A 24,378-nucleotide genomic window follows, 5' to 3' on the forward strand; every position below is an offset into this window, starting at 1 on the left:
GGTCGGGCCCGTGCGATAGGTGCGGTGCCTCTTGAGTGTGTGCCCGGACGGGCCGAGATGGCGCACCGCATCGGGCGTTCGTGCGTCACCGTCCGGAGCGCGGTCGCGTGGGGGCCTGCGCCGCCGGTCACGACGGCGGGGTAGTCGCGCTTAGAGCATGCCGAACATGCGGGGATGATCTTCGGCCCCCTTCCCTACCGCTTGCGAGATGATGGGCGCAGCAATGCGCGATAGCCGCCGCACACCAGCACACGGCCGGCCTGCACCAGGCGGATCGTTCGGCTACGAAGGTCGTGCGTCTTCCAACCACGTAGAGGGATGCGTTCTCTGCCAAACAACACTTCCGCGATGACGCGATAAGATGCGCCATCCATGTGCCCGTCCAGCGTTCGCAGCGCCAACGCCAGTCTTTCCCGCTGCTGCGCCGAAAGCCGATGATACGGAGGCCCCACGGCGCGACCGTTAATGGCGCGCCACAGCCGATGTGAGGCATAACCGCGAATTTCGTAATCCGCATCGTACGGCAGTTCGGCGGAATATAAGGCTCCGAACTGCGGCGCCTGTTTTAGCCAAAGGTGATGTTGCACTCCCTGAATGCGCAGTACGGCATGCCAACCATCCGAAGCCCGTTTGATACTGCCTGACGCAAGGTCGGCGAGCAGTAGCGGCGCGCCGATGACCTGCGAGGCAGACCCGCTCCGCACGATTGGCACCACGCTCGGCAAAGCCTCGGGTGCCCAGAAGATAGTTTGCTCGAAGAAGGACCGCTCGGGGGCATGAGCGAAAGCAGATCCCCCACCTCCTTCGGAATTCGGCGCTCACGTCCCCGCCTTTCGCGCGAACCTCCTGATAAGCAAGCCGGTATTTGAGACTCCGCCTGAGCGATTCCCAAGCAAAATCCACCCTCTCCCCTGATTTGATCGCGCGCTGATATGGTTCCGGTGAGCGCCAGTCGAACTCCGACATGCAACTGATCCCAAATTAAATTGCGATGCAATGTCTATGAAGCCATGGGTTGTGAGGCAAGTCACTAATGTCGCATCGCGTGATGCGTAGGAACGATCACTTTGGAATAAAAAACCTATTCTCGATCTCGGATCTCAGATGACAAAGGTTTGCTATTTGGAGGCTCCGCCGCGTAACAAATGGCGGTAACCATAGTCGGCCATCCAATTTGCTCGTGCCAAGTGAGTATCAAATGCATTGCGGGCGCGCGCCGGTTCATGATCTGGATCGATACGCAACACGATGCGAGCTACTTCCTTCCAGTCGGCCCCCTCGGCCGCGGCATCAAGAAGACGCCAATAGGTCGCTAGATGCTGCTCATCGTAACTCGTAAGCACTGGATCATCCGGAGCCGAATCGGCGACGTCAGGATCGAGTGGCGGCGTCTGCATGGTTCCTACCATCCAACTTTGCTGCTCAACATTACTCATTTTCTGCAAGCAGGGCCCCGCGAGCGCCGTAATGCTGCAAGCCTAGCATAAACCTCGCAGAATGACCTTGTCACGGACGTGCGCCTCGAAAGCAGCGTCCCACATCCCAACTCGTCTTCAGCTTGAGAAATACATACTATAGGAGATAAACCTCATAGGATGTAAAGACGCAACTTGCGCAGATGGACATGCGCAAGTTAGTAGGCCGGAATTTCTCAAGGCTGCGGAAGCTGAACGGCTTCACGCAGGAGAAATTCGCCGAGGCCTCTGGCTTTACTCAACAGTATATCAGCGGCCTGGAGAACGGCCGGCGCAATCCGACCGTGGTGACGTTGTTCGAACTCGCAAACACGTTAGGCGTCAGCCACGTCGCCCTCATCCTGCCTGATGAAGAATTTTCCAGGCGCCCCAGAGCCCCAAAGCCAAAATCATAGAGCCGCGCCAGATTCGAACCTTCCGGTTTGGGGCGCCCGCACTTGCGGTCGGCTCAAAAAGGGCCCCCGAGCAGATTAGGTGGGCTTGACCGTTATGCCGGGGATGCCGAAGTACATCTGCGGGATCAGGAAGCTGTACTCGCCGTTGCCCATGAGATAGCCGAGACCGGCTTCGCGACGACCATCTCGAAGGCGACGAGCACCAGCATTGCGGACGCGCCGGCGAGGCGAATACCGACAAAGTGGGTGGGGGCGCAGCCGCAAGGATCAACTTGCGGCAAAGGTGCTGCGGCGTCGCCCCAAGGTCTTCCCAGACTTGATCAAGAGCGTAGTGGGTGGCGCAGTTGCCAACGACGAGATGGATGTCGGGTTGGGCCGGCACATTAGCTTCGATGTGACGTAAAAACGCGAGGAACTCCTGATGGCGATCGCAGGGTTTGCATTGAGCGATGATTTCGCTGTCGAGCACGTTCAGGCCGACAAATGGATGGTCGTGCCATCAAGCTGGTGGTCGTGGTCGTGCGCGACGCCCCCGATGTGGCGGCCCCCATAGGGGGCGTGGGGTTGGGTTCGTTTCGAGGGCTTGGATTTGGATTTGGCTCTTTACATCGACGCAAAGCCCCTCGGTCTTGCCAGGCGGACTTCCAGCGGATCGACTGCTCTGAAAGAGGTGAGCATTGAGTTGCGGCCTGGAAATGCCTGAGCAAGTCAATTGCGGGTCTCGAAGGTAGCCGTGCCCACTTGAATTCTGCACTGAAGCGCGCCGAGTATCTTCCGCTACAACGTGAATCATAGCATTCAAAACAATTGTCGTGGGCGCGCAGTATCGCAAGTCAACGGCTAGATCACTTAAACGTGACGGGCTCATTGCGCGAGCATTCGAAATCTGGAAACGAATTTGGAAGGAGTCCGACTCAAACCCGAGCGACCGCACAACAAGTTGAGACTCCTTACTCTACGAGGCAGACGTCTCTTCAACCTCGAAGATCACCTTACCACCTCAGTTTGATTGTTTAACTGACCCTACCAGATTTCGCGGATGGCGCGACACACCGAACGTGCTAGCGATGAATATCATGCGAGCTGACGACGCAAGCACCATGTCGAAATGTACGCGATGTGCACCGTCTCAAAACACCTGCGAACTGCTGCGACGAGGCCTAAGCTTTACAACACATTTGAGTCACGCTGCGTGCGACTGAAAGGCGTTCTTGTCGGGCATTCCAAAGAGATAGATCAACTGAATTTGCAGCCCGTTCATTGACGCCCAATCCCATGGTTGGCAACAAAGGCAAAGCACCCTCATACCAAGCTCAACCTGATCAGCTCTCGCCTCACGGGCAGAGGGCGTCACCCAAGCAGAGCTGCGCAAGGCAACGGGATGGATGCTTGTCCCGATGCCGCTAATCGCCAAACGGTGCAAGATGCAGCTGATCACCCAACGTGAGAAAGGCAACATCCCCCGCAAACACGGCAAAATCGTCGCCAAGATGGGTCACTTCGCTACCTACTACATGGTGTCACATGATCCGAGGCAGTGGGCCGACGCCACGACTGCCCATGGAGAGGATAAGGCAATCCCAACACGGTTGATGTATCGGCCCAACAATCCGGAAGGTATGCAAAGTGGGCGTGACGGGCTAGCGGCTCTGCACAGTGATTTTGACAGGTTGGGTCCGGCGGTCAGATTAGCTCGGGCCGGAGTTTCGGATCAATCAGGACCTCGATGCTGCGAGGCGTCCTTGGCTGCCGTCTGATGAGGCCGGCGCGTTCCAGCGTCAGCACCATCTGGTGAACCGAAGGCAGGCTGACGCGGAAATATTCCTGCATGTCGGTTTCGGCCGGGGGCCTGCGATGCAGCCGGGTATAGAGGTGGATAAAAGCCAGATACTGCCCCTGCGTGGGCGTGAAGGGTTTGGTCGAAGGACTCACGCCGGCCATCCGATTCAGTTGTTCGTGCGTTCCTCGAACGAGGAGGCACGCCATGAATGTACGCTATCGGGTCGACCTCAGCCAAATCGAGCGCACCGAACTGAGGACGCTGCTCAGCGGCGGCAAGCATGCGTCCCGGAAGCTCAAGCGAGCGCAGATTTTGCTGGCCGCCGATGCCGAGACCAGCGACGAGGAGATCGCAAGGGGCGTCGGCGTGAGCGGCTCGACCGTGTACCAGACCAAGCGACGCTTCGTGGAAGGCAATCTGGAGCGGGCGCTGAGCGAAGAGCCGCGTCCCGGGACGGAACGCAAACTCACGGGCAAGAAAGAAGCCTTGCTGGTGGCGACAGCCTGCGCCAGTCCGCCAAAGGGCCATGCCCGCTGGACGCTAAAGCTGCTGGCAGGTGAGATGGTCAAGCTCACCGAACACAAGAGCCTGTCGCACGAGACGGTTCGGCGGCGCCTGGCCGAGAACGATCTGAAGCCGTGGCGTAAGGACATGTGGTGCATTCCGCAGGTCGACGGCGAATACGTCGCCCGCATGGAGGATGTGCTCGACCTCTATGAGGCGCCCGACTCCAGGCAGCCAGTGGTGTGCTTCGACGAAAGCCCGGTGCAACTCATCGGCGAAACGCGTCAGCCCATCCCGGCCAAGCCCGGCAGGCTCGAACGTTACGATTATGAGTATCGTCGGAATGGCACGGTCAATCTCTTCGTTCTCCTCGACGTGCATCGTCCCTGGCGCAAGGTCAAGGTCACCGAGCGGCGAGCGGCAAGAGATTACGCCCAATGCATGCGTGATCTCATCGACATCCATTATCCCGACGCCGAGATCATCCGGGTCGTCCACGACAATTTATCGACCCACTCCGCCGGCGCCCTCTATCAGGCGTTCCCGCCCGCCGAAGCCAGGCGGATTTTGCGACGGCTCGAGTTCCACTACACCCCAAAACATGCAAGCTGGCTCAACATGGTCGAGATCGAAATCGGCGTCCTGCGGGGCCAGTGCCTGGATCGCAGGATCGACGACCCCAAGCGACTGCGCCGCGAAATCACCGCCTGGGAACGACAACGAAATGCCGCCCGCTCCCGCATCAAATGGATGTTCACAACAGACAAGGCTCGCGCCAAAATGGTAGGCGCCTATCCCGCCACTTCCAAAGAGTCATAATCACTGTGACGAGGTACTAGCAGATTGGTGAGAGCAGCTGTTGCGAATTCCCGCGTATCGACTATCAGATCCCGATGAAAACTGACATGAAGAAGTCGTCGTTGAAAACGAGCCGGAGCCGTTGAGCGAGAGTCGGTTTTTGGCGCCGCTTGCGGATTTTAGATCACAAGCTTAGGCCTGAGGCATCTGCTGCGCCTGATCCTCACCCCTTCGATCGATTGTTCGCCGCCCCGGCCGCGCTCAGATGGGTTCCCTACGGACGATTAGCTAAGCGGCGGATCCGATTAGCGATGCACGCGGACGCAATTCTGCCCCGTTCCAAGCGATACGCGTCGTCACGAGCTTCGGCGACGCTTGGAAGATCGATCAGGCCGCGCGTGGGCACGCCGCCTTGCGATATGACGTCATCACGATGCTGCTGAGGCCGGTGATCTGCTCTAACGGAGCCGGGCCTCGGTCAAATGAACGACTTGAAAGCCGATGCGATAGAGGGCCTCCCACGCGGCACCGAAAGCGGCTCCTCAACTGCAATGATTGGAAGCGGAAAGTCTTCTTCTGCAACGTGGCCAAGCACATAAGATGCGAAAACGCCGCCAAAGACCTACCATTATATCCACTGAAGCAAAGAAATTGCGATCCAGCTTGTGAAAGCGCGGCAAATTGTCCGAGGTCATACCGGGTCAAACCGAACCACCCGGCCTCGAACCCAACTCTTGCGAGTTGCGGAAACAACTTGCGCAGGGACCGGATTGCCCAGGCCCTGTGTACCGCCGCACCGGTCCCCTCGAGAGCACCGATACTCCCAAACACGAGCCGACCTGCGCGGTCAAAGCGAAATGAACTGAGCACCTGCTTCGTATCCCAGGCTTCCTGCCGTTCGGGCAGGATCGACGCTCTGTGGCTATCTGAAAGCGGGTGAGTCGCGAAATTGAAGTAAGGCAGGTGGATCTGCTCTTGTCGGACCCGCGACCACGGTCCTCGCGCATAGGCATCAGTGGTGACAATGACCCAGTCTGCCCACACCGACCCGTTTGTGGAATCGACCTTCCAGCGCGAACCGCCGTCGCTCGCAGTGAGAACAGCGCTCTGGGTGAATATCCTCACACCTGCAGCGAGCGCGGCCTGTGCCAAACCACGCAGATACGACAAGGGCTGAATCGTGCCGGCGCGCCTGTCCAGCAGCGCGCCGGAGTAGTCGCCACCGCCAAGCTTTCGACGGGTTTCCTCGGCATCGAGGACCGTGACGGGAGCACCACGACGCTGCCACTGTTCGGCCCGAGCCTCGATCTCTTCCAATCCTCCGCGTCCGACCGCGCAATGCAGCGTGCCGGCGAGCACTGGCTCGCATTCAATGCCGTGTTTCTCGATCAGATCGAACACCTTTGCGGCCCGTGACCGAGCAGCTCGATCAGGCGCTCGCCAAAAATCCCGGCCCTAGCGTTGTCGTGAGGACGTCGGGCATCACCCACATGCCGGCATTGTTGCGACGCGGTAGATAGCTCCGAATATCTTTGCGGCTTCCAGACTCGGCTCATTGGTGCCCCACTCGCTTGCGACGATTGCGCCGCACACGCTCGATTCGCGGCAGACGCTAGAGGTGGCCGTTCAGGCGTGGCTGCGAGGAGAGACCGTACCCGCTCCAGCAGCCGCGAAACCTCCCGCCAAGATCGCTGGCGCGGGCGATTTCGATCGTGGCGTTCAGCGCGAGGGAACTGATATCCTTACGATGACGTCGATGCCAGGTAGCAGCGATCCGAATATCTGTGGTCCGCTGATGGGGCTGCTGCTCGTTCCTTCAACGGTTCGGGATAGCTGCGATCTCCGGCGAACGCGGAAAACGTCACCTGCTCGGCCAAGCCTCGATCGTGGATTTCAGAGACCTCTCGAGCGATAAGGTCGCAAATGTCGAGAGCGAAAGACCCAACGTCACGCGCCAACCAATCGACATCATGCCACCTGCGCTCTCACCGAGGCTCGGCGACGCAAATCTCGGATGCGGCATCTATCGTAGTAGACCTGATCGGTGGACCCCAATTACGCAGCCCTGGGCGCCCGCGGCTTTGACTTCTTGGTCTGCGCTGGGCTACGATGACCAACGATCCTGAGCGGCACATCGTTGTCCACGGCGAGGCGACTCAACACGCGATATTGATCTACGGTATGTTGCTCGGCCGCGCGATTGTCCCAGATTGCAACGTCGCCGGATTTCCAGCTCCAGCACACGGTATTTTCCGATGCCGTGAGGTAGGATTGAAGCAGGTTGTACAGCCTCTCGCTGGTATATTTCTGCAGGCCCACGAAGTGGTGCACCAAATGTCCGAGCATAAGCATGCGCTCACCCGTCTCGGGATGGACGCGGACGAGCGGATATGCACTTTCGCAGATTGTTCTGGTGAAAACATCGTCGAAGTTCGTTTTTTCGATCTCGCTGGTGCGCCCGGCCATGGTGTAGTCATGGGCGCTGCAGTGCACCGCCCAGAGGTCGTCGGCAAGCATCCGCAGCGGTTCCGGAAGGTCAAGATACGCAGCCGCAGTGCTCGACCAAACCGTGTCACCGCCATAAGGTGGCATCGCGCCCCCGCGCAGCACCGAGATTTTTGGATAGGCGTCGCCGAAGCTGACGTCCATGTGCATCTGGTCGGCACAACTGCTGCCACGATCTGACGTCATTTCCGGGGTCGATGGTATCCCCGTCGCACGAAGTGCGGGACACAGCATCAGCGAGCCTAGTCTCATGGCAAAGCGCTGCTGCTCGGCACCATCAAGATGCCCCTGATCACGGAAGAAGATCACCTTATGCTCGAGGAGCAGCCGGCTAACGGCTCGAACGACCTCGTCGGACAATTCGTCCGATAGCCTGATGTTCTTGATCTCTACACCAAGCCGCGCCGCACGCTTGACGATGTCAGCTTGCGGGATGTTGCTATTAATGGTCGTGTTGCTCATGATCGTGATCTCACTATCGTGATGCTAAACAAAGCTCCGCGGCGCATGGTCGCGAGACTGACAGCGGCCAACGACCTTATTTGGGTGTCGGGGACGGCCCGTACCCGGCCGCGACGTGCTCCGGTGGCCAACGCAAAAAGCCAAATCGGATACTCGGCTACGACCACGATCATCACGTGATCTTCTCCAGCGCGACCTGAACCTTCTCTGGCATCAGCCCCGATCGGACGAAGAAACTCGCGGACAACGCCACCGGAATCGACCTGCAGCAGCAGGTACGCCTCGCTCTCACATCGCAAATCATAAGCGCAATCGATGTCCAGTCCATGAAACGGAACCAGCTTTCTTTTCGGCCGCGAACAACGTTCGCTTTGTCGGCAAGCCCGGCCGTGAAATATTTTTGAGATATTGGTTTGGTCGAAAACCTTACGCGATCGGCAATAGGCACGATCGAGGCGACAAACGGACGAAATGGATTAACACGTGATCTTGGCTCGTCGGAGCAACGGTAAGGGTGCTTCGCTGGGGGCCATTGGAGACACTATCATAGATAGCAATATGCTCACGAGTATATCTTTACGCAAGTAACAAGGTTTTGTTCGGGATATCGATTGTTGGGACGCGTTCTTATTCATCCGACCGTCACATATGGATCAGCGATCGTACTGCTCAGGAGCGAGGAATCGATGCGACATCTGCGCCCATCTAGCCCCCACTGCAGTCAAACTGTCGGCTCTATGACCCGCTTTGCCAAATCTAAAGCATCCCAACCGAGGAACGTCACCGTCCAGCGTGAGAAGGCAGATCAAGAGAGGTGTCGTCGGCTACAAGAGTGGCAGCGGCAAGAGCGCTGGGTGGCGCGATGCGGTTCGATTGGACTGAATCAGACGGCAAACCTCATGCTTCAAAAGCTATTCCTCCGGAGGTCGACAATCGTCGGAAATGACGCTGACCGAAATCTGCGTCTCCACGCTGAGCATCCGTCGCCGAAGATCAACCGCTTCCTTCCAGCGGAGGCGCCCGTAGTAAGCTCAAGTGGGACCGGCATGGGGACGGCGCGCCTATTGACGCGCGCGGCAAGATACGAAAAAACCACCATTGTACCGGGAGTGCGTTACGCCAGATCCTGCAAAACTCAGTCAGACTCTCTTCGGCGATCGATAGCTGGTGTTCCTGCATCGCCACGGTCAGAGCTTCATCCCATAATGCTCTGCCTTCGGGACCCGCCAATGCAAGTCCTGGAGGGGCGCCTGCGCAACCGCGGCGACGTAGTTGGCGGCATCAAAGCGCCACGGTTGGGCTCCGCATTCGCGCATGACATAGTTGCCAATGCGCACACCCGCCCAATCGAAGTCTCCATGATAACGCAACAGAGCACCAGCATCTGCCAGTTGCCGCAGGATAACGCGTTGCGCGGCCGCCGGCATGCCATCGGTGCACACCATCGCAGCACAGTTAGTTCCACCCGGTCAGCCGCAGCGGCAAGCAGCTTTGCGTTCTCGCAGACATAGACGTCCCGTCCGTTCACGTCCCAAGAAGGATTGGACCGCAGCAGGAAGCGAAGTGAGGCGTAGGTTGGCTGACCCGAGGCGACCGACAGTGTCGAGCGGCCCCTTATGTCGAGATTCAGGAACAAAGCTGGCCGCGCCAACTCGTTGACCAGCACGCCAGCCTTGGCCCAAACGTCGCGAATCCGCTCGTCGCCGATGTCGTTCTCGATACCGGGTGCGTCTTCATCAGGTCGCTTTGACGCCGTCTTCTCTCGCCACACGGCCAGAACCAGCGCGGCCACAGGCGGCCCATTGTCGAGCACATGCGCGTCTCCCAGAATGGTCGCAGCCAACTGAGCTCGGGTCATTCCACCAGCGGGCAGAGCATTGAGAACAATACTCGCGCGGCAACACAATTGGCTGGCGATATCCGGACTGCCATTCGACAAACGCTTCAAAAGGCCGAGCCCGGAGGAGGGCGCCTGAAGAAACGCCAAGAGTTCTGCGTGGCAGGCGATGGAAATGGCCTTCGACCATTGCGCGTGCAGTTCGGCGCGAGCTGTGTCGGCATGAACAATAGGGCCGTCGATGAGCTCAAGCGCTTCTCGGAGCGATGTGGCTATGCCGGCTCGGCTCAATGCCGCATCGATCAATGGAACATCAATTTGCATCGAACTTGAGAAACGCACGCTGCGGCCCATGAGCCCTGCGAGCGCAGCGTGCTCATCGACATCAAGCTGAGCAAGACGAAGGCGTTCCAGCTTGCCATCTGCCGGACCGCGCTCGAAACGCTGCCGAAGGCGCTTTCTGAGCGATGAGAGCGCCTCTCCCCCGAGCAGACGCTGCAGACGACCATCATCTTGCATCATGCATCAGCGAACCGTCGGTTGGGATCGCTCTCTCGTTGCTTGGCGCGGCCATCCCACGTCCAGCGAGAGACGTGTATCGCGTCGATATTTTCAAGCCGCTGAAGATGGCAGATGGACACGCCCGGCAGTTCAGCATAACATCCCCATTCGCGCTCGCTGGTTACGACGAAGTCGAGATCGAACTCGCGAATCAGAGGCATACAATGGGCCCGCGCAGCATCGTCTATGCCGGCGAACACTTCGTCCAATAACACCAGACGCGGCGAGTGCGGAGTACCGCTCTGGCTGTAGAAGCTCGCGACCGCCGCGAATAGAGGTACGGTGAGCCCCAGCGCACGCTCGCCGCTCGAAGCCGGCCCCGACAATTTAACCCATTGTTTGTCTTGCCAACGTTGAACCGTAAATCTATGCCAACGACGATAGTCAAGAGCTCGAGTCAATTGGTCGAGCAAGCTTCCTGTCGTTGAAGCATCGGCGTTCGCTCGCTCAATGTTTATTCGTTCCTGCAGCATCGCGCCGACGACGCTGCGATCCTCTAGAGCGTTTCACGTTTTTATTGAAGCGTATCCTGCGTTGGCGAAGTGGTTTTTGCATTCGTCTGGCTGGATAGTTTGGATGAGTTCGCCAAGGTGGCGGCTGATCTCGTCGATGGTGCGTTTTTGGGCGGCGCGCATCCAGTGCTTGATCTTGGCGAAGGTCTGCTCGATCGGATTGAGGTCAGGCGAGTAAGGTGGCAGATACCAAAGCCTTGCTCCGGCGGCCTCGAGGATGCAGCGGAGCGCGGCCGACTTGTGGCTGCCGAGATTGTCCATGATGACGACGTCGCCAGGCTTCAGCGATGGCAGCAGGATCTGCTCGATATAGGCGCGGAAGCATTCTCCGTTGATCGGCCCGTCGAACAGGCAGGGAGCCGCGAGGCGGTCGTAACGCAGCGCGCCGAGGAAGGTCATCGTGCGCCAGTGGCCATGTGGTGCGAAGCCGCGAAGGCGAGTTCCTTTCGGTGCCCATCCGCGCAGCGGAGCCATGTTGGTCCTAATCCAGGTCTCGTCGATGAAGGGACCAGCCTGCCACGATCGCCAGCGTCGCCGTCGGCGGGCCACATCAAAGCGGCCTTGTTCAAGAGCGAACAGCGTTTTTTTTGAACCGCAGCCCCTCGCGGCGCATGAACAGCCACACCGCATTATGCGACACAGCGACCCCGCGCGCCGCCAACTCATCCTTCAGCGCGTGCAGCGTCAAATGCGGGCTGTGCCTGACCCGCTCCTTGATGAAAGTCGCCATGCGGATCCAGCACAGACTTGCGGATCGTGTCCCCGGACGTGGTGTAACTGGCGGTAGGGCACCGCATTCACCGGCAAGAGCCGGGCAGGTCAGCTGGCGATAGCCGGAAGGCTGACGGTTGGATCATCGCTCAACGGCGCGATGGTTTCCAGCGTCATGTAGCGGGCGCGCTGGACGGCCCATTCATCGTTCTGCTCGAGCAGGATCGCGCCGATGAGGCGAACGATGGCGTCCTCGTTGGGGAAGATGCCGACCACCTCGGTCCGCCGCTTGATCTCGCCGTTGAGGCGCTCGATCGGGTTGGTCGAATGCAGCTTGGCGCGATGCTGCGGCGGGAACGTCATGTAGGCGAGCACGTCGGTCTCGGCCTCGTCGAGGAAGCCGGCAAGCTTGGGCAATTTGGGGCGGAGTTGGTCGGCGACCCTCCGCCACTGCGCTGTTGCGGCCTCGGCATTTCCTGGGCAAACGCGGTGGCGATGAAGGCGGAGACGACGCGCCGCCCGCTCTTGCCGGCATGTGCCAGCGCGTTGCGCATGAAGTGGACGCGGCAGCGCTGCCAACTGGCGTTGAGCACCTTGGCCACGGTGGCCTTGATGCCCTCGTGGGCGTCGGACACGACCAGCTTGACACCGCGCAGGCCGCGGCGGGCGAGCTTGCGCAGGAACGCCGTCCAGAACGTCTCGGCTTCGGAGGGACCGATATCCATCCCAAGAACCTCGCGTCGGCCGTCACTGTTGACGCCGACCGCGACAATCACCGCGACCGAGACGATGCGACCATTCTGGCGCACCTTCACGTAGGTGGCGTCGATCCACAGATACGGCCAGTCGCCCTCGATCGGACGGGCGAGAAAGGCCTTCACCTTGGCGTCGATCTCGCCACACAGCCGGCTCACCTGGCTCTTGGAGATGCCGCTCATCCCCATCGCCTGCACCAGATCGTCCACCGAGCGGGTCGAGACGCCCTGCACGTAGGCTTCCTGCACCACGGCGGTGAGCGCCTTCTCGGCCATCCGGCGCGGCTCCAGGAAGCCCGGGAAGTAGGAGCCCTTGCGCAGCTTGGGGATGCGCAGTTCGACTGCGCCGGCGCGGGTCTCCCAGATCCGGTCGCGGTAGCCGTTGCGCTGCGCCAGACGCTCGGGGCTCTTCTCGCCGTAGGCTGCCCCGGTCTGGCCTTCGACTTCCAGTTCCATCAGGCGCTGGGCGGCAAAGCCGATCATCTCGCGCAACAGATCGGCATCGGGGGTCTTCTCCACGAGCGTGCGCAGGTTCATCATATCGTCGGTCATCGGTGGGTCCTCGGTTGCGTTGGCGTGTCGCAACCCGATCCTACCGGCGAATCGCCGGTGACCACCGCAAAGCCGCCGCCCGCTACGGCGCTATTTGTGGGCGCGCGTGCGGGCGGCTTTGCTCTACCGAGCTACACCATCACTGGGGACACGACCGACTTGCTGTCGGCCCATCCTGTCCGGCTTGACAGAGCCGGTCGCCCGATAACGCTGCGACCACTTCACCACCGAGGACACGGCGACGCCGAAACGCAAGGCCGCTGAGCGGCAACTCTCACCCTTCGATACCGCCGCGACTACCCGCTTCCGCAGGTCATTGGAAAGGGGTCTGACCATCGATGCTGGCCTCCAATCCAGCCAGCATCTTGAATCATATTCGCCGCTGAACCGGAATCCCTCTAGATTCAGTAAATTCGTGAACTGCTCTAGGCTCCAAAGATCCGCGTTGGCGTTGAGCAGGCGTTTGCGCGCGGCTGCGAGCCCGACTGGCGCGCCGCCGACGCCCTCGGGAAGTGGCTGCCAATCCAGACGAAAGCGAACACCCGTCGAAGTTGGCCGCTTGTACAATTCGGCGTTGATGGCTTCGACCTTCCGATTGGCGTCCTGCAGCAATCTTTGAATGGCTGCTGCAATTTCCGCCTGAAGATGATTCTCCAAGACTTCGCGTTCACGCGCCGTCAGCAATTCGCGGCGCTGAGCAATTTCCGCCTCGAGCCGTTCGGTCAAACCGTCGGGCCGCTCCGCGCGATTCTGATAGGTAACTGTGACGACCAAACCGTAATCGGCAGTCTGATCCATCTGGGCTTGATGACCCAGGGCGCTCAGAGCACGGCCGAGATCGGTATAGTCTTGTGAAAGCTGGGCCTGGATTCGCTTCCAAGCTTCATCGTCGGAGACGACATCTGAAAGTGACTGTTCGGCGCGGCGCGCAAGCGTTAGCGCGGGCTCGATGGTCCATGTTGTACGCAGATCGGGAAGCTCCATCTCGGGGAGCGCAACGGAAAGCAGATCCGTCGTCGCGAAACCCTGAAGCCGAGCTATGGCCTGCTGCCGTGCGACCGTCCGCTCCTGCAAGGCCTCATCCGCGGAGGTCACCTTCTGTTCGGCACGCGCGCGCTGCTCGCCGCCGATACGTGCGGCCGTTTCCTTTGTTTCTAGGTTGGCTTCGCCAATCCTGACTGCGGTCCGCGCTGCAGCAAGCTTCTCCTGCAATTCCGCGACCTTCGCGCCGACCAATCCTCGCAGCGTTTCGAGCCCTTCGCTTCGCTGGCCTGCCGGGCTCGCTCGGCCGCGTGCGCGACGCTTCTCCACCCTCAGAAAGGCGATAAAGAAAGCGCGCACGATAGAAATCGCTGATGCTCGCAACACGCGCCGTATCGGGCCGCGACTGCAGGTTGCCCCACTCGCTCAGTTGCGCGAGAGCAGCTTGCAGATCTTCTGTCTTCGGCGGCGAGCCTCCTCACTGCGCTTCGGCAAGAACCTCATCTGGCCTTACGTGGAGACGGAACTGACGCTTGGCCGCGGCGAACGCCCCCATGATGTCACGGTAAAGGTCGGATTTCTCGGCACTCACGTACCGAAAGAGCTCGCGCGCATCAATTCGCATGGGATCGTCCCAGGATCGGGAAGACTAGTCGCGGGAAGGCCCGCACTAGGCTAGCGATAGAACAATTAGTGAACAATCGCAAGCCGCCTCAGCATAAGCCCTCCCGTTCCCCGATTTTTTCGGAGAGGCTACTTGTTTTGGAACCGGTTTAGCAACCCGAGGCTGTGGATCGGCCTGATGGTGCTCTCGGACAATCGTGGCATCGATCATTTGGACGCTGCGTGGTAACCGCCTGGCTTGGTTCAGAGCGTCCAACATCGCATCCCATACCCCGAAAAGTGTAAACGGCAAGCTGAGGCCGTCAGGCGGCGTGGTTCCATGGCATGAGCGCGTTGATTTCGCTGCTCGGCCAGCCGTTGGCGATACGCTGAAGTGTTAGGTTGAGCCAAGCGAATGGATCGACGTTGTTCATTTTCGCTGTCTGCAGCAGCGTTGCGATGGTTGCCCAGGTTCGTCCGCCGCCGTCGCTGCCCGCGAAGAGGCTATTCTTTCTCGTAATTGTTTGCGGCCTGATGGCGCGTTCGACAATGTTGGAGTCGAGCTCAATGCGGCCGTCGGTGAGGAAGCGTTCGAAGATGGCACGGCGCGAGACGGCATAGCGGATCGCCTCAGCCAGTTTTGATTTGCCGGAGATCCGCCGCAAAGTCTGCTGCCAGAGGTCGAAGAGATCAGCGACGACCGCCGCGGAGGCTTGCTGGCGCGCGGCAACGCGAACGTCGGGGTTTTGACCGCGCACGGTTTTTTCGACCTGCCAGAGCCTTGCCATCCGCTCGACCGTCGCCGTTGCCACTTCCGAGCTCCCTGCAACATGCAGCTCGTAGAACTTGCGTCTGCTGTGTGACCAGCAGCCAGCCAATGCGACGCCATCATTGCCGCGATCGGATCGCGCCAACTTGTTATAGGCGGCATAGCCATCCACTTGCAGGATGCCCCGATAACCATTGAGATGGCGGGCCGCGCATTCGCCGGAGCGGCTGTCTTCGAAGCGATAAGCCACCATCGGGGGACCGCTACGGCCAAAGGTTCGGTCATCCCTGGCATAGGCCCATAAGTAGGCCGTCTTCGTCGATCCGGAGCCGGGAGCGAGCGTCGGCAAGGTGGTTTCGTCGGCAAAGACCCGTTCGGCCTTCTTGACCTCGCTGAAGATGTAGTCGGCCACGATCTCCAGCTCGAAGCCGAGCTTGCCCATCCATTGCGCCATCAGCTGGCGGTCGAGTTCGACCTTGTCGCGGGCGTAGATAGCCTCCTGCCGGTAGAGCGGCTGGCCATCGGCATATTTGGCGACGGCGATCTGGGCCAGAAGCGCTTCCGTCGGAATGCCTCCTTCAATGATATGGACCGGGGCCGGCGCCTGGATCACGCCGTCCTCGTTCTTGAAGGCGTACTTGGGACGGCGCGTAACGATCACACGGAACTTGGCCGGCACCACATCCAGACGCTCCGACACGTCCTCGCCGATCAGCACCTTCTGCTTGCCGGCATGCTCAGCCAGCTCTTCCGGCTCAATGACCGTTTCGATCCGTTCCAGATGGGGCGCAAAGCCCTTGCGCCGACGCGGTGCACGCTTGCCGTCCGCCTGCTCACGGCCCTTGCTGACCTGGGCCTTGATCGCAGCGATGCCGGTCTCGATTTCCTCGAAGACAAAGGTCTGCTGTTCATCGTCACCGTTCGCAGAGCCGAGCTTTTCCGATCGTCGGCCGAACCGGACGCGGTCGAAGGCCTTCAGGATCTGCGTCAGCCGCTCGATGCGCGCATCGGCATCGGCGTTGCGCGCCCTGAGATCGGCGACTTCGCTCTCCAGAGCATCGGCGCGGGCCGCCCTCTCGGCCATGGCATGCACCATGGCTCTCAGCGTCTCTGCGTCTCTACGTCATTCGGGAGGTTGAGATCGGGCGGCGTCATTGGCCCGACCAGAGCACATTTTGCCCCGGTTCTCTTGCCTTTTCAGCTCACTGATTCACTTCGCCGCAGCGCTTTTACCCAACAATCTCCGGCGGCTTGACCGCCACGGTCCGGACCCGCTTCCAGTCCATTCCATCCACCAGTGCCATCAACTGCGCGGGATTCATCTGCACCCGATGATGCCCGATCCGCGGCCAGCAGAACTTCGCCTTTTCAAGACGTTTTAAATAGAGGCACACGCCGGAGCCATCCCACCATACGATCTTTATTCTGTCGGCTCTTTTGGCCCGGAAGACATAAAGTGCACCGTCGAACGGATCTGAGCCCGCATCGCGCACAAGCGCAACAAGGCCATCGATACCCTTGCGGTTATGTGGTGCACCACATAACCGCAATTATGCGGAGCCTACGATTATGCGGAGTGCGCGGCAGGAAGTTGCTCCCCGCCGCGGTTTTCTCGTATGTCTCACTCCGCATAATTCGGCTTGCGTCCGGCCGCGTTCAGCATGGCCAGGAGCTTGTCGGGCGCCCGGAAGCGACCTGGGGTCAGCATCGGCGGCGACATGGCGGCGAGCGCTTCGAGCTTCTCTGTCGGATCGGCACGAAGGTAGACCTCGGTGCTTTGCAGGCTGGCGTGTCCGAGCCACAGCGAGACTTTCCGGACGTCCCGGGTGGCCTGAAGCGTATGCATGGCGCAGGTATGGCGCAGTACGTGCGGACTGACGCCTTTGTCGGCGATCGAGGGCGCTTTGCGAGCGGCGGTGGCGACATGCTTGGTCAGGATGTATTCAAAGCCTGAGCGGGTCATCGTCTGGGCGCGGGCGTTGAAGAACAGCTCAGGAGCGCCGCTGACTGGACGCACTTTGAGCCAAGCCTTCACAGCTGCGGCCGTCTCCTTCCAGAGAGGCAGGACACGTTCACGACGGCCCTTGCCCATGATGTGCACGCTGGACATGGTCTGGCGATCGATCTGATCGAGCCGGAGACCGACCAGCTCCGACACGCGCATGCCTGCGGCGAGGGCCAGATGCAGCATCGCTCGATCACGGATGCCGGACACGGTGCTGACGTCTGGCGCGTCTAACAGAGCCTGTAGCTCGTCACGGGTGAGATAGCCGACGAGCGCCTGATCGGTCTTCTTCATCGGGATCGCATGGATCCGACGTGATTGGTTGAGGCAGGATGGCACCCTGTATTCCAGGTAACGGAAGAACGAGTTGATCGCAGCGTACCGGGCATTGCGGGTTCGCGCCGAGTTGCCGCGCTGCTTCTCTAGATGCTCCAGGAATGCCAAGATCAGCGGCGCGTCGAGCCGTTCGATCTCGATCTTCGATGGCTTGAGCTTGAGCCGGCCGGCGGCAAAGTGGAGCAACAGCTGGAAGCTCTGCGCATACGCCTCGCAGGTATGCTGGCTCGCTCCGCGTTCTTTGGGCAAGTGCTCGCGTAGGAAGCTGCTCAGGTAGGGGGCGAGCGCGGTCATGCGGCACCTCCAATGAGCAATGCCTCTCCGGCCTCGGCGATCTGGCCCATCAGGACCGGCGTCGCCTGCAAGTACCAATAGGTGTCGGTGACGTGGGCGTGGCCGAGGTAGGTGCTGAGTGCGACGATATGGCGAACGACCGCAGCACGATCGTGGCGGCACTGCTCCAGTGAGCGGACTGCGAAGGTGTGGCGCAGATCGTGGATGCGCGGATCTCGCCCCGAGTGCGCGCCCCTGAGATTGGTGCCATCAAGGAGCTGCAGGAAGATCCGTCGCACGGTGTTGTAGGGCAGCGACTGCCCGGCAACCGATACGAAGAGAGCACGATCTGTGGTGGTTAGCGACCGCCGGGCAACCAGATATCTGTCGAGCGCCAGCCGAGCTGTTGCGTGAAGCGGCAACAGCCGGCTCTTCTGGAACTTGGTCTGCCGGACGACGAGCCCATCGGCAGTCACATCGTCGATCTGCAGCGCCAATGCTTCTGCGATCCGCATGCCAGTAGCGGTGAGCAGGCCGAAGAGCGTTGCATACATGGTCGGTCTGATCGAGCCCGCTGGCCGGAGTGCCGCCGCAGCACGAAGCAGTCGTGCGATCTCCTCCGCACTATAGATATACGGCGCTCGCCGCTTGACGACGGCGTGGCCGAGTGCATCCGCCGCCGGAACCTGATGGCGCGGATCCTCGGCATGCATCGCCAGCGCAAACCGCCGCACGGTAAGCAACCGGTTGCGGCGCTGCTCCGGTGACGGCGCACGTGCGGCCCATGCCAGGACCCGGGCACTTCTGATGTGCCGGTCGCCGCACTCCTCGGCGAAGCCGACGTAGCCCCTCAGCAGGATTTGCTGGACGCGGAACTTGAACCCCAGCGACTGCTGCTGGTCCACATATTTGGCAAGATATTGACTCAGCATCACGCATCTCCCGGCCATGGCTGCGCGATCTGCAGCAGCATCGTCACGTCGACTTTGGCGTAGTGCGCGGTCATGTCCGGTGAGCGGTGGCGCAGTACGGCGCCAACTGTGTCGAGCGTCGCGCCGCCCCGCAACATGGCCGTCGCGGCCGAATGCCGAAGCAGGTTGGCTCCATTCGACGGAGCGGGGATACCGGCCTTTCGTATTGCACCACGCACAACATCAGAGACTGCGCTCGAACCTGTCAGCGGCCGGATTGGTGCATTCGACATGAAGAAGATTCGAACATCGGCGACGTGCGGCCGGGCCTGATCCAGATAAGCGAGCAAGGCATCCCCGGCATCTTGCGGCAGCGGTAATCTCGTCTCCCGCCGCCCCTTGCCACGAACCGACAGCGTCGCCTGTTGCCAATCAATATCGGTGAGACGAAGAGAGAGAATGTCGCCGGCCCGCAAGCCCAGTCGTGCCAACAGCAGCAGGATCGCCCGATCACGAACGCCAGTCGCGGTGGTCTGGTCGCACGTTGCAATCAACGTCTCGACATCTGACGAGCTGATGTATCGCGGCAGCGACGACAGTCGCCACTGCGGAATGATTGGCACAGCATGATCGAGTCCCGCCCGGCACACCCCCCGCGCGGTGAGGAACCGCAAATATCCTCTCAGCGCCATCGTCATAGTCTTCACATAGGCGAGCGAGACCCGTTTCGTCTCTGCAATGATCACGTCGCGAATGAGTTGGGCATTCCAGCTTCGCGGCTTGCTGCCAAGTGCCGGGAGCAGCCGCATGACCATGCGACCATGTCGATCTATTGTCAGCTCTGTGACGCCGCGATGCTGCCGCAGCCAGTCCTGGAACTCGACTACCCACCGGTCGAGCGTCGGTATTGCGAGCTTCGGCTTGCGCTGGACGATCCCGCGCTCGCCGAGAAACTCGACGAACCGGCGCACCCGCCTCACGTACTTCTTGGACACGCCCTTCATGCGACGTATGCCGGGGCATCGACAGCGATGCCGAGCGAACTGATCAGTGACGCCATCATCGATGTCGGTGACTGCGACCTTGGACAGCGTCAGCCATTGCGCGAGGTGACGGGCTGCGGCATCATAGCCGCTCACTGTCAAGCTCGAATGCCCCAACACCGTCAGGTGTCGTGCGAACTCCGTCACCAGCGGGGCGAGATCGCCTGCGACCATGCAGCGCTGCCCGTGGCAGTGATTCTCACTCGACTTGGCCATTCCTTGTCTCCCTTTCGTTGCCATCAAGACAGGAAGGGAGGTCCCAGATTATGCGGAGCGAGGAAGAGGGCACTGGGAACTAAACTGTTGATAACGGAGCGGATCTCGGATCGAACGGCCGCGCACTCCGCATAATCGTAGGCTCCGCATAATTGCGGAAGTCGACTGGATGGCTGGCCAGGAACACCTTCACACCAGAGGGGATCATGCCGAACGGACCGCCCGGATCACCCGTTGCAAGTGCGCCTCGTCAACATCCACGCCGGCGCGCACGACCACCTCGCCAATCGCAATTTCGATCACCGCGCCTGCCACAGTAGCCACCACACCCTCGCAACTCGAGGGCCGCGAGCGATAATGCCGCTCGGCCCGAGCATCACGGCGCCAGGCGAACAGCTGCGACGGGTGAATGCCGATCCGGCGGGCGATCGCCGATACGCTCGCGCCAGGCTCCAGCGCCTCCGTCACAACTTGCGCCTTGAACTCGTCCGACCAGCGCCGGCGAAGCTGACGCGGCGCTCCCTCAAGACGGTCGGCAACCGCTTCGATCATATGGAAGGTTCTAGTTCCAGAACTAGGCGCAGACATAGAAGCTCACATCGGCTCACAAACTCAGCAGCCAATAGCCGATCGCTCACCCACTCCGCCAGACGGGGTCTCTTTGCCGCTTACAGGCGATTCTGGGCCGGGGACAGTGGGATGCCGACGCGCTGCGCGACGTTGCACGTGAGTACGCGCTGGAACGCAAGGTGATGAGGATGCGATCCATCATCGATGAGACCGTCTTTTTGAAACAGGGCAAGGCCTTGTGTGGGGCCGCGCGCCAGTACACTGGCTCGGCAGGCAAGGTCACCAATTGCCAGATCGGAGTGTTTGCTTCCTGCGTCGCGGCATGGCCATGCCTTCATCGATCGGGCGCGCTCCACCTGTCAAAGGAATGGACGGACGAACCCGCTCGCCTGAAGGCAGCGCATGCGATGTGGGCTTTGCGACGAAGCCCAAGATCGCGCGTCGAATGATCCCTCGCGCGATCGCCGCAAAGGTGCCGTTCTCGTTTGTAGCGGCGAACAGCACATATGGCATGGGAGAGATCGAACCCTGCTGCGCAAGGCGGGCAAAGCCGATGTTCTGGGTGTTGCTTCCAATGACGTGTTCTATTCTTGGGGCAAGGGCAGTCTGTTGCCGGCATCGCCTCTAAGATCGCAGAGCCAGCCCAAGAGGGCTTGGCGCCGTCTGCCGTCCGGCGAAGCAACCAAAGGTCCGCGCTGGCACAACTGGCCCCATCTCGATCTGGCCGATCTCGACGCCAGCGAATACAACGACGACCTTGCGGGGAATCGACGCAGGGTCTTCTGATCCGCCGCGGTATTGCCGACGGCAGCTGGGTCTTTTCCTCCACATGGTGCCCGAGAGACACGTCTATCCAGAAGCTGGCGCCGGAAGGCCATCGCTGGGTCATCGAAGACAGCTTCGAAGCCGCCACGAACGAGCTCGGTCTTGATCACAACGAAACTCGCTCCTGGCACGGCTGGCATCGCCATGTCTCACTACTCATGCTTGCCTTCGCCATGATGGCCGTCATCTGTCATCGGACCAACACCGAAGTTGCTTAAAAAAGCGGCTGCGGCCCCGACCGAAGCATCGTTCTTGATCCGCTGGTCGATCCCGGAAATCCGCCGCATCGCCATGAAGCTCACCCAGAGGCCCAGAGGCGCATCCCGCATGCCCACATCCTCGCACGGTATCATCCTGGCGCAGGGCTCATCAGGACAACCCGCACAAAGCGCATCTCAAGCAAAAATTGCAACTGTAATGCTAAGCGCCTAGCGACTTCAAAGGCAGTTAAGGTACAGAGCCTCATCGAAGGCCATCTTCTTGATACTCAGGTCAGGCTGGAGGCACTGAGCATCTCCAAGCTCAGTCCATCTTGCGACTCAGTTATGCCGCTCTATCGAGCCACAGGAGATCTCAGCAGCTAGATCGTCCAAGAACATCGCGGCGCCTCGCCGCATGGACGCAAGATCGCCCTTCACATGAGGCCAGGTAGCGCTCTCCATTTTCACAATGATCATCCAAACCGCTTGCAGCTCACATTGAGCGCGCAAGCGTTACGGAAGGAACTAAGCACCCTGCGCCGAAATCATTAAGCCAGAACAACCTTGGCAAATTTGCTAGCGCATCGGCTCCTGTGTTGAGAACGCAGACTGAGACGCGGCATAAACACTTGAGACAAGCTTGTAACAACAGCATGCCTTTTGCTCGAGGGATTCGCGCTCGTCGATCTGCAGGACACCACGCATCTTGCGAATCACCCCTTGTTCCTCGAATCGGATCAGCGTCTCCGTAACCCCGGCGCGGCGCAATCCCAAGACGGAGGAAAGGTAGTCATGGGTAACTGGCAGCACGCGAGCGTCAACAGCGTCACTCGCTAGACACAACCAGCTCGCTAGTCGCTGCTCGCGATCGTGCCGAACTCCGCACAATCCTGTCTGGACGCACTGAAACGTCAGCGCCTGAAGGAACTCAAAGAGACGCTCTCGGATCGCCGGCCGCTCCTTCATCACCCGACGCAAATCCGCGACCCGGATCCTGCGCGCGCTTCCGGGGAAGAGCACCACAGATTGATGGATCGAAATATGCCCTCCCCATAAGAACGAAATGCCGACGACACCCCCATATCCTATGACCGCCGTTTCAAGCATGCTTCCCGCCGCGACAATCCTTAGCGAGACGAGGCCCGATTCCATGAAATAGACGTGTTCAACAGGCCTTTTCGGCTCTTGCAGAATCATACGTTCCTTCAGGACGATCGGCTCAAGCCATTCCCCTATTGCGGCGAGGTCTTCCAAAGAAATTCTCGCCAGAATCGCATTTTTGACAAGGCCTGCTTCTTGGAACACACCGTAAGAGGTCCGTGAAAGATCCGGCTGTGTGGCGGAGCGGTCAAGCGCCTCTAGGACGGCGGGCACGTTATCGGTCACTGTCGCTCTCCTGGCGTGCGGCTATTAGTGGCTGCCGCTGGCTGACTGTAACGAGAACTTGATTGCGACTCTAACACCCAGCTGCATGTTTATTGATGCAACGAGCGCCGCGCCAACGCTCAAATCCCGCGCTAAGAGGCCCTTCGTCAACGGATTTCAACCAATCCGCAGCGCGAGCCTCAAGCACCGGTTGGAAAGGCAATCTCTGCATTCTTACCTTCTTGCCTTTATGTTTGCCTCCAATAAGCGCGTTTACGACATCGGCAGCCAATACCGGCCTATCATCACAACCATGTCGATAACGACGGATCGATCGACCACAGCCGCAGTCGGTGATCCATTGTTCGCAGAATTGAGAAGCCAGACGGCTGATCCCGTCTTGACGTCTGTCCTCCGGTTCGACGAACTGAGCTACTTCAACGCGAGAAGCAAAGTCGAACCTTCGTGAGAATCGATATAGCCGCGACGATCTCTTACGCTGGAGCGAGCGACTGTTACGCCAAGCCGCCGTCGCCGTTCAAGAAAAGACATAATCGATCCCGACTTGCGGCCTAGCTTGCTATCCTCAGATCGCGCTCGACTGGACGAGGGTTTTGGCCGCTTCGTTTCCGTACTGGACGGGCTGCCCGGCTGCGCTGGACCAGTGCTCAGATCGCCGTAATTCGCACCCGAGCCGCATTAGGCTGCCCTGCAGCCAAATCTTTTCCTGCTTCTCGCGCCGACTCCGCTGAAGCAGCAACTCGGCATAGGTGCGCATACGGAAGCGATATAGGAGTTGAGAGAAAGGGGTGCGCATAATCCTGCTCATGTCCCGCGTCGCCGATGAAATGCAGTTGATCGTATCATATCTTCACCAGCCAACGTTTTAATGCAATTAATCTCTGGGTAACGCCCAAATCAAACCGATTTGGCACTGCTTCTTAAGGATTTCACCACATTGCTTGACGTTCAAGGCTTCTTCCTTGGCTTGTTTCGTATTCCATACCAGGAGGCGATGATGCGAGCTCGCACGGGCCGGCACCTAGCACGGCTTGTCACTGTTCGTGAGTCGCTTAGCTCGTCGAGCGACACGGCGGAGACTTCTCCACCATCGCTCGCCACGCCCTATCGCCAGGATATGCCGGAGCGACCGATAGTGCGCCGCTGGCCGACTGCCGGTCATGAGGATAAATGTTTTCGATCCGCCAGGGATCGACGGCCTCCCAATCGGCAATAACGTCAATTGCTGCGGTGAGGATGGCGTTCGCACTCTTGCTACCTTCTAGAACGCTGCCCCTTCGGTGCATGCCGGCTCACGGGAACGCCCGCCGCACTGAGCCGCGGCGAGTACAAAACGCACATTATTAAGTCGACACTGATTGTCGTGTTGGTTGCGGTGCTAGCCGCCTCGGCTGTCGGAGTTGTTTCCAGCCC

The 24,378-nt window shown here is 60.0% G+C and carries 16 protein-coding genes and 8 pseudogenes; 3 read left to right on the top strand and 21 right to left on the bottom strand.

What is annotated here, in order from left to right; genetic code table 11:
• Window positions 1-194 precede the first annotated feature (194 nt).
• The 3 genes and pseudogenes from ACE10Z_RS35770 to ACE10Z_RS35780 form a co-directional block, all read right to left on the bottom strand.
• Window positions 195-716, bottom strand: coding sequence for a DUF2285 domain-containing protein (locus ACE10Z_RS35770; protein WP_375784927.1), 522 nt, complete (start codon window positions 714-716; stop codon window positions 195-197).
• 124 nt (window positions 717-840) lie between these two features.
• Window positions 841-966 (bottom strand): annotated as a pseudogene (locus ACE10Z_RS35775) (transcriptional regulator domain-containing protein); the annotation flags it as partial.
• Between the two features lie 152 nt (window positions 967-1,118).
• Window positions 1,119-1,397, bottom strand: coding sequence for a DNA -binding domain-containing protein (locus ACE10Z_RS35780; RefSeq protein ID WP_375790002.1), 279 nt, complete (start codon window positions 1,395-1,397; stop codon window positions 1,119-1,121).
• A gap of 221 nt (window positions 1,398-1,618) precedes the next feature.
• On the opposite strand from ACE10Z_RS35780, the gene ACE10Z_RS35785 reads away from it, so the two are divergent.
• Window positions 1,619-1,870, top strand: coding sequence for a helix-turn-helix domain-containing protein (locus ACE10Z_RS35785; RefSeq protein WP_375784928.1), 252 nt, complete (start codon window positions 1,619-1,621; stop codon window positions 1,868-1,870).
• A gap of 1,683 nt (window positions 1,871-3,553) precedes the next feature.
• Here the strand turns inward: ACE10Z_RS35785 and ACE10Z_RS35790 are convergent.
• Entirely contained in the window at window positions 3,554-3,811 is a 258-nt protein-coding gene (locus tag ACE10Z_RS35790) for a LexA family protein (protein ID WP_375784929.1), read from the bottom strand.
• Between the two features lie 43 nt (window positions 3,812-3,854).
• On the opposite strand from ACE10Z_RS35790, the gene ACE10Z_RS35795 reads away from it, so the two are divergent.
• Complete coding sequence (locus tag ACE10Z_RS35795) at window positions 3,855-4,973, top strand: IS630 family transposase (RefSeq protein ID WP_375784930.1); 1,119 nt, start codon at window positions 3,855-3,857, stop codon at window positions 4,971-4,973.
• Between the two features lie 366 nt (window positions 4,974-5,339).
• Here the strand turns inward: ACE10Z_RS35795 and ACE10Z_RS35800 are convergent, their stop codons facing one another.
• The 15 genes and pseudogenes from ACE10Z_RS35800 to ACE10Z_RS35870 form a co-directional block, all read right to left on the bottom strand.
• Complete coding sequence (locus ACE10Z_RS35800; protein WP_375784931.1) at window positions 5,340-6,353, bottom strand: NAD(P)/FAD-dependent oxidoreductase; 1,014 nt, start codon at window positions 6,351-6,353, stop codon at window positions 5,340-5,342.
• A gap of 654 nt (window positions 6,354-7,007) precedes the next feature.
• The gene (locus tag ACE10Z_RS35805) at window positions 7,008-7,919 is read right to left on the bottom strand and encodes a TauD/TfdA dioxygenase family protein (RefSeq protein WP_375784932.1); all 912 of its coding nucleotides are present in this window, start codon (window positions 7,917-7,919) and stop codon (window positions 7,008-7,010) included.
• A gap of 1,187 nt (window positions 7,920-9,106) precedes the next feature.
• Complete coding sequence (locus tag ACE10Z_RS35810) at window positions 9,107-9,364, bottom strand: DUF2399 domain-containing protein (RefSeq protein WP_375790003.1); 258 nt, start codon at window positions 9,362-9,364, stop codon at window positions 9,107-9,109.
• 38 nt (window positions 9,365-9,402) lie between these two features.
• A pseudogene (locus ACE10Z_RS35815) lies at window positions 9,403-10,278 on the bottom strand (TIGR02679 family protein); the annotation flags it as partial.
• Entirely contained in the window at window positions 10,275-10,730 is a 456-nt protein-coding gene (locus ACE10Z_RS35820) for an SbcC/MukB-like Walker B domain-containing protein (RefSeq protein ID WP_375784933.1), read from the bottom strand. The pseudogene ACE10Z_RS35815 and the gene ACE10Z_RS35820, both read right to left, overlap by 4 nt.
• Before the next feature lie 93 nt (window positions 10,731-10,823).
• Window positions 10,824-11,581 (bottom strand): annotated as a pseudogene (locus ACE10Z_RS35825) (IS630 family transposase); the annotation flags it as partial.
• A 67-nt stretch (window positions 11,582-11,648) separates the two neighbouring features.
• Window positions 11,649-12,847, bottom strand: a pseudogene (locus tag ACE10Z_RS35830) (IS256 family transposase).
• 168 nt (window positions 12,848-13,015) lie between these two features.
• Window positions 13,016-13,183, bottom strand: a pseudogene (locus ACE10Z_RS35835) (helix-turn-helix domain-containing protein); the annotation flags it as partial.
• A gap of 742 nt (window positions 13,184-13,925) precedes the next feature.
• Window positions 13,926-14,453 (bottom strand): annotated as a pseudogene (locus ACE10Z_RS35840) (DUF2397 family protein).
• A 301-nt stretch (window positions 14,454-14,754) separates the two neighbouring features.
• Window positions 14,755-16,355 (bottom strand): annotated as a pseudogene (locus ACE10Z_RS35845) (IS66 family transposase).
• A gap of 74 nt (window positions 16,356-16,429) precedes the next feature.
• Entirely contained in the window at window positions 16,430-16,750 is a 321-nt protein-coding gene (gene tnpB / locus ACE10Z_RS35850; RefSeq protein ID WP_375784824.1) for an IS66 family insertion sequence element accessory protein TnpB, read from the bottom strand.
• A gap of 71 nt (window positions 16,751-16,821) precedes the next feature.
• Window positions 16,822-17,835 (bottom strand): tyrosine-type recombinase/integrase, encoded by a 1,014-nt coding sequence (locus ACE10Z_RS35855; protein WP_375784821.1) that lies wholly within the window; start codon window positions 17,833-17,835, stop codon window positions 16,822-16,824.
• Window positions 17,832-18,746 (bottom strand): tyrosine-type recombinase/integrase, encoded by a 915-nt coding sequence (locus ACE10Z_RS35860; RefSeq protein ID WP_375784822.1) that lies wholly within the window; start codon window positions 18,744-18,746, stop codon window positions 17,832-17,834. Before ACE10Z_RS35860 ends, ACE10Z_RS35855 begins: the two co-directional genes overlap by 4 nt.
• The gene (locus ACE10Z_RS35865; RefSeq protein ID WP_375784823.1) at window positions 18,746-19,984 is read right to left on the bottom strand and encodes a tyrosine-type recombinase/integrase; all 1,239 of its coding nucleotides are present in this window, start codon (window positions 19,982-19,984) and stop codon (window positions 18,746-18,748) included. The genes ACE10Z_RS35860 and ACE10Z_RS35865 overlap by 1 nt, the downstream gene beginning before the upstream one ends.
• 378 nt (window positions 19,985-20,362) lie before the next feature.
• A pseudogene (locus ACE10Z_RS35870) lies at window positions 20,363-20,536 on the bottom strand (transposase); the annotation flags it as partial.
• 128 nt (window positions 20,537-20,664) lie between these two features.
• Between ACE10Z_RS35870 and ACE10Z_RS35875 the strand changes: the two are divergent.
• On the top strand, window positions 20,665-21,003 hold the full coding sequence (locus tag ACE10Z_RS35875; protein ID WP_375790004.1) for a transposase: 339 nt from the start codon (window positions 20,665-20,667) through the stop codon (window positions 21,001-21,003).
• Window positions 21,004-21,531: 528 nt separating this feature from the next.
• Here ACE10Z_RS35875 and ACE10Z_RS35880 read toward each other — a convergent pair.
• Complete coding sequence (locus ACE10Z_RS35880) at window positions 21,532-21,708, bottom strand: hypothetical protein (protein WP_375784934.1); 177 nt, start codon at window positions 21,706-21,708, stop codon at window positions 21,532-21,534.
• Between the two features lie 447 nt (window positions 21,709-22,155).
• On the bottom strand, window positions 22,156-22,965 hold the full coding sequence (locus ACE10Z_RS35885) for a Crp/Fnr family transcriptional regulator (RefSeq protein WP_375784935.1): 810 nt from the start codon (window positions 22,963-22,965) through the stop codon (window positions 22,156-22,158).
• Window positions 22,966-24,378 lie beyond the last annotated feature (1,413 nt).

Source organism: Bradyrhizobium sp. Pha-3, assembly GCF_042258615.1.
GTDB lineage: Bacteria > Pseudomonadota > Alphaproteobacteria > Rhizobiales > Xanthobacteraceae > Bradyrhizobium.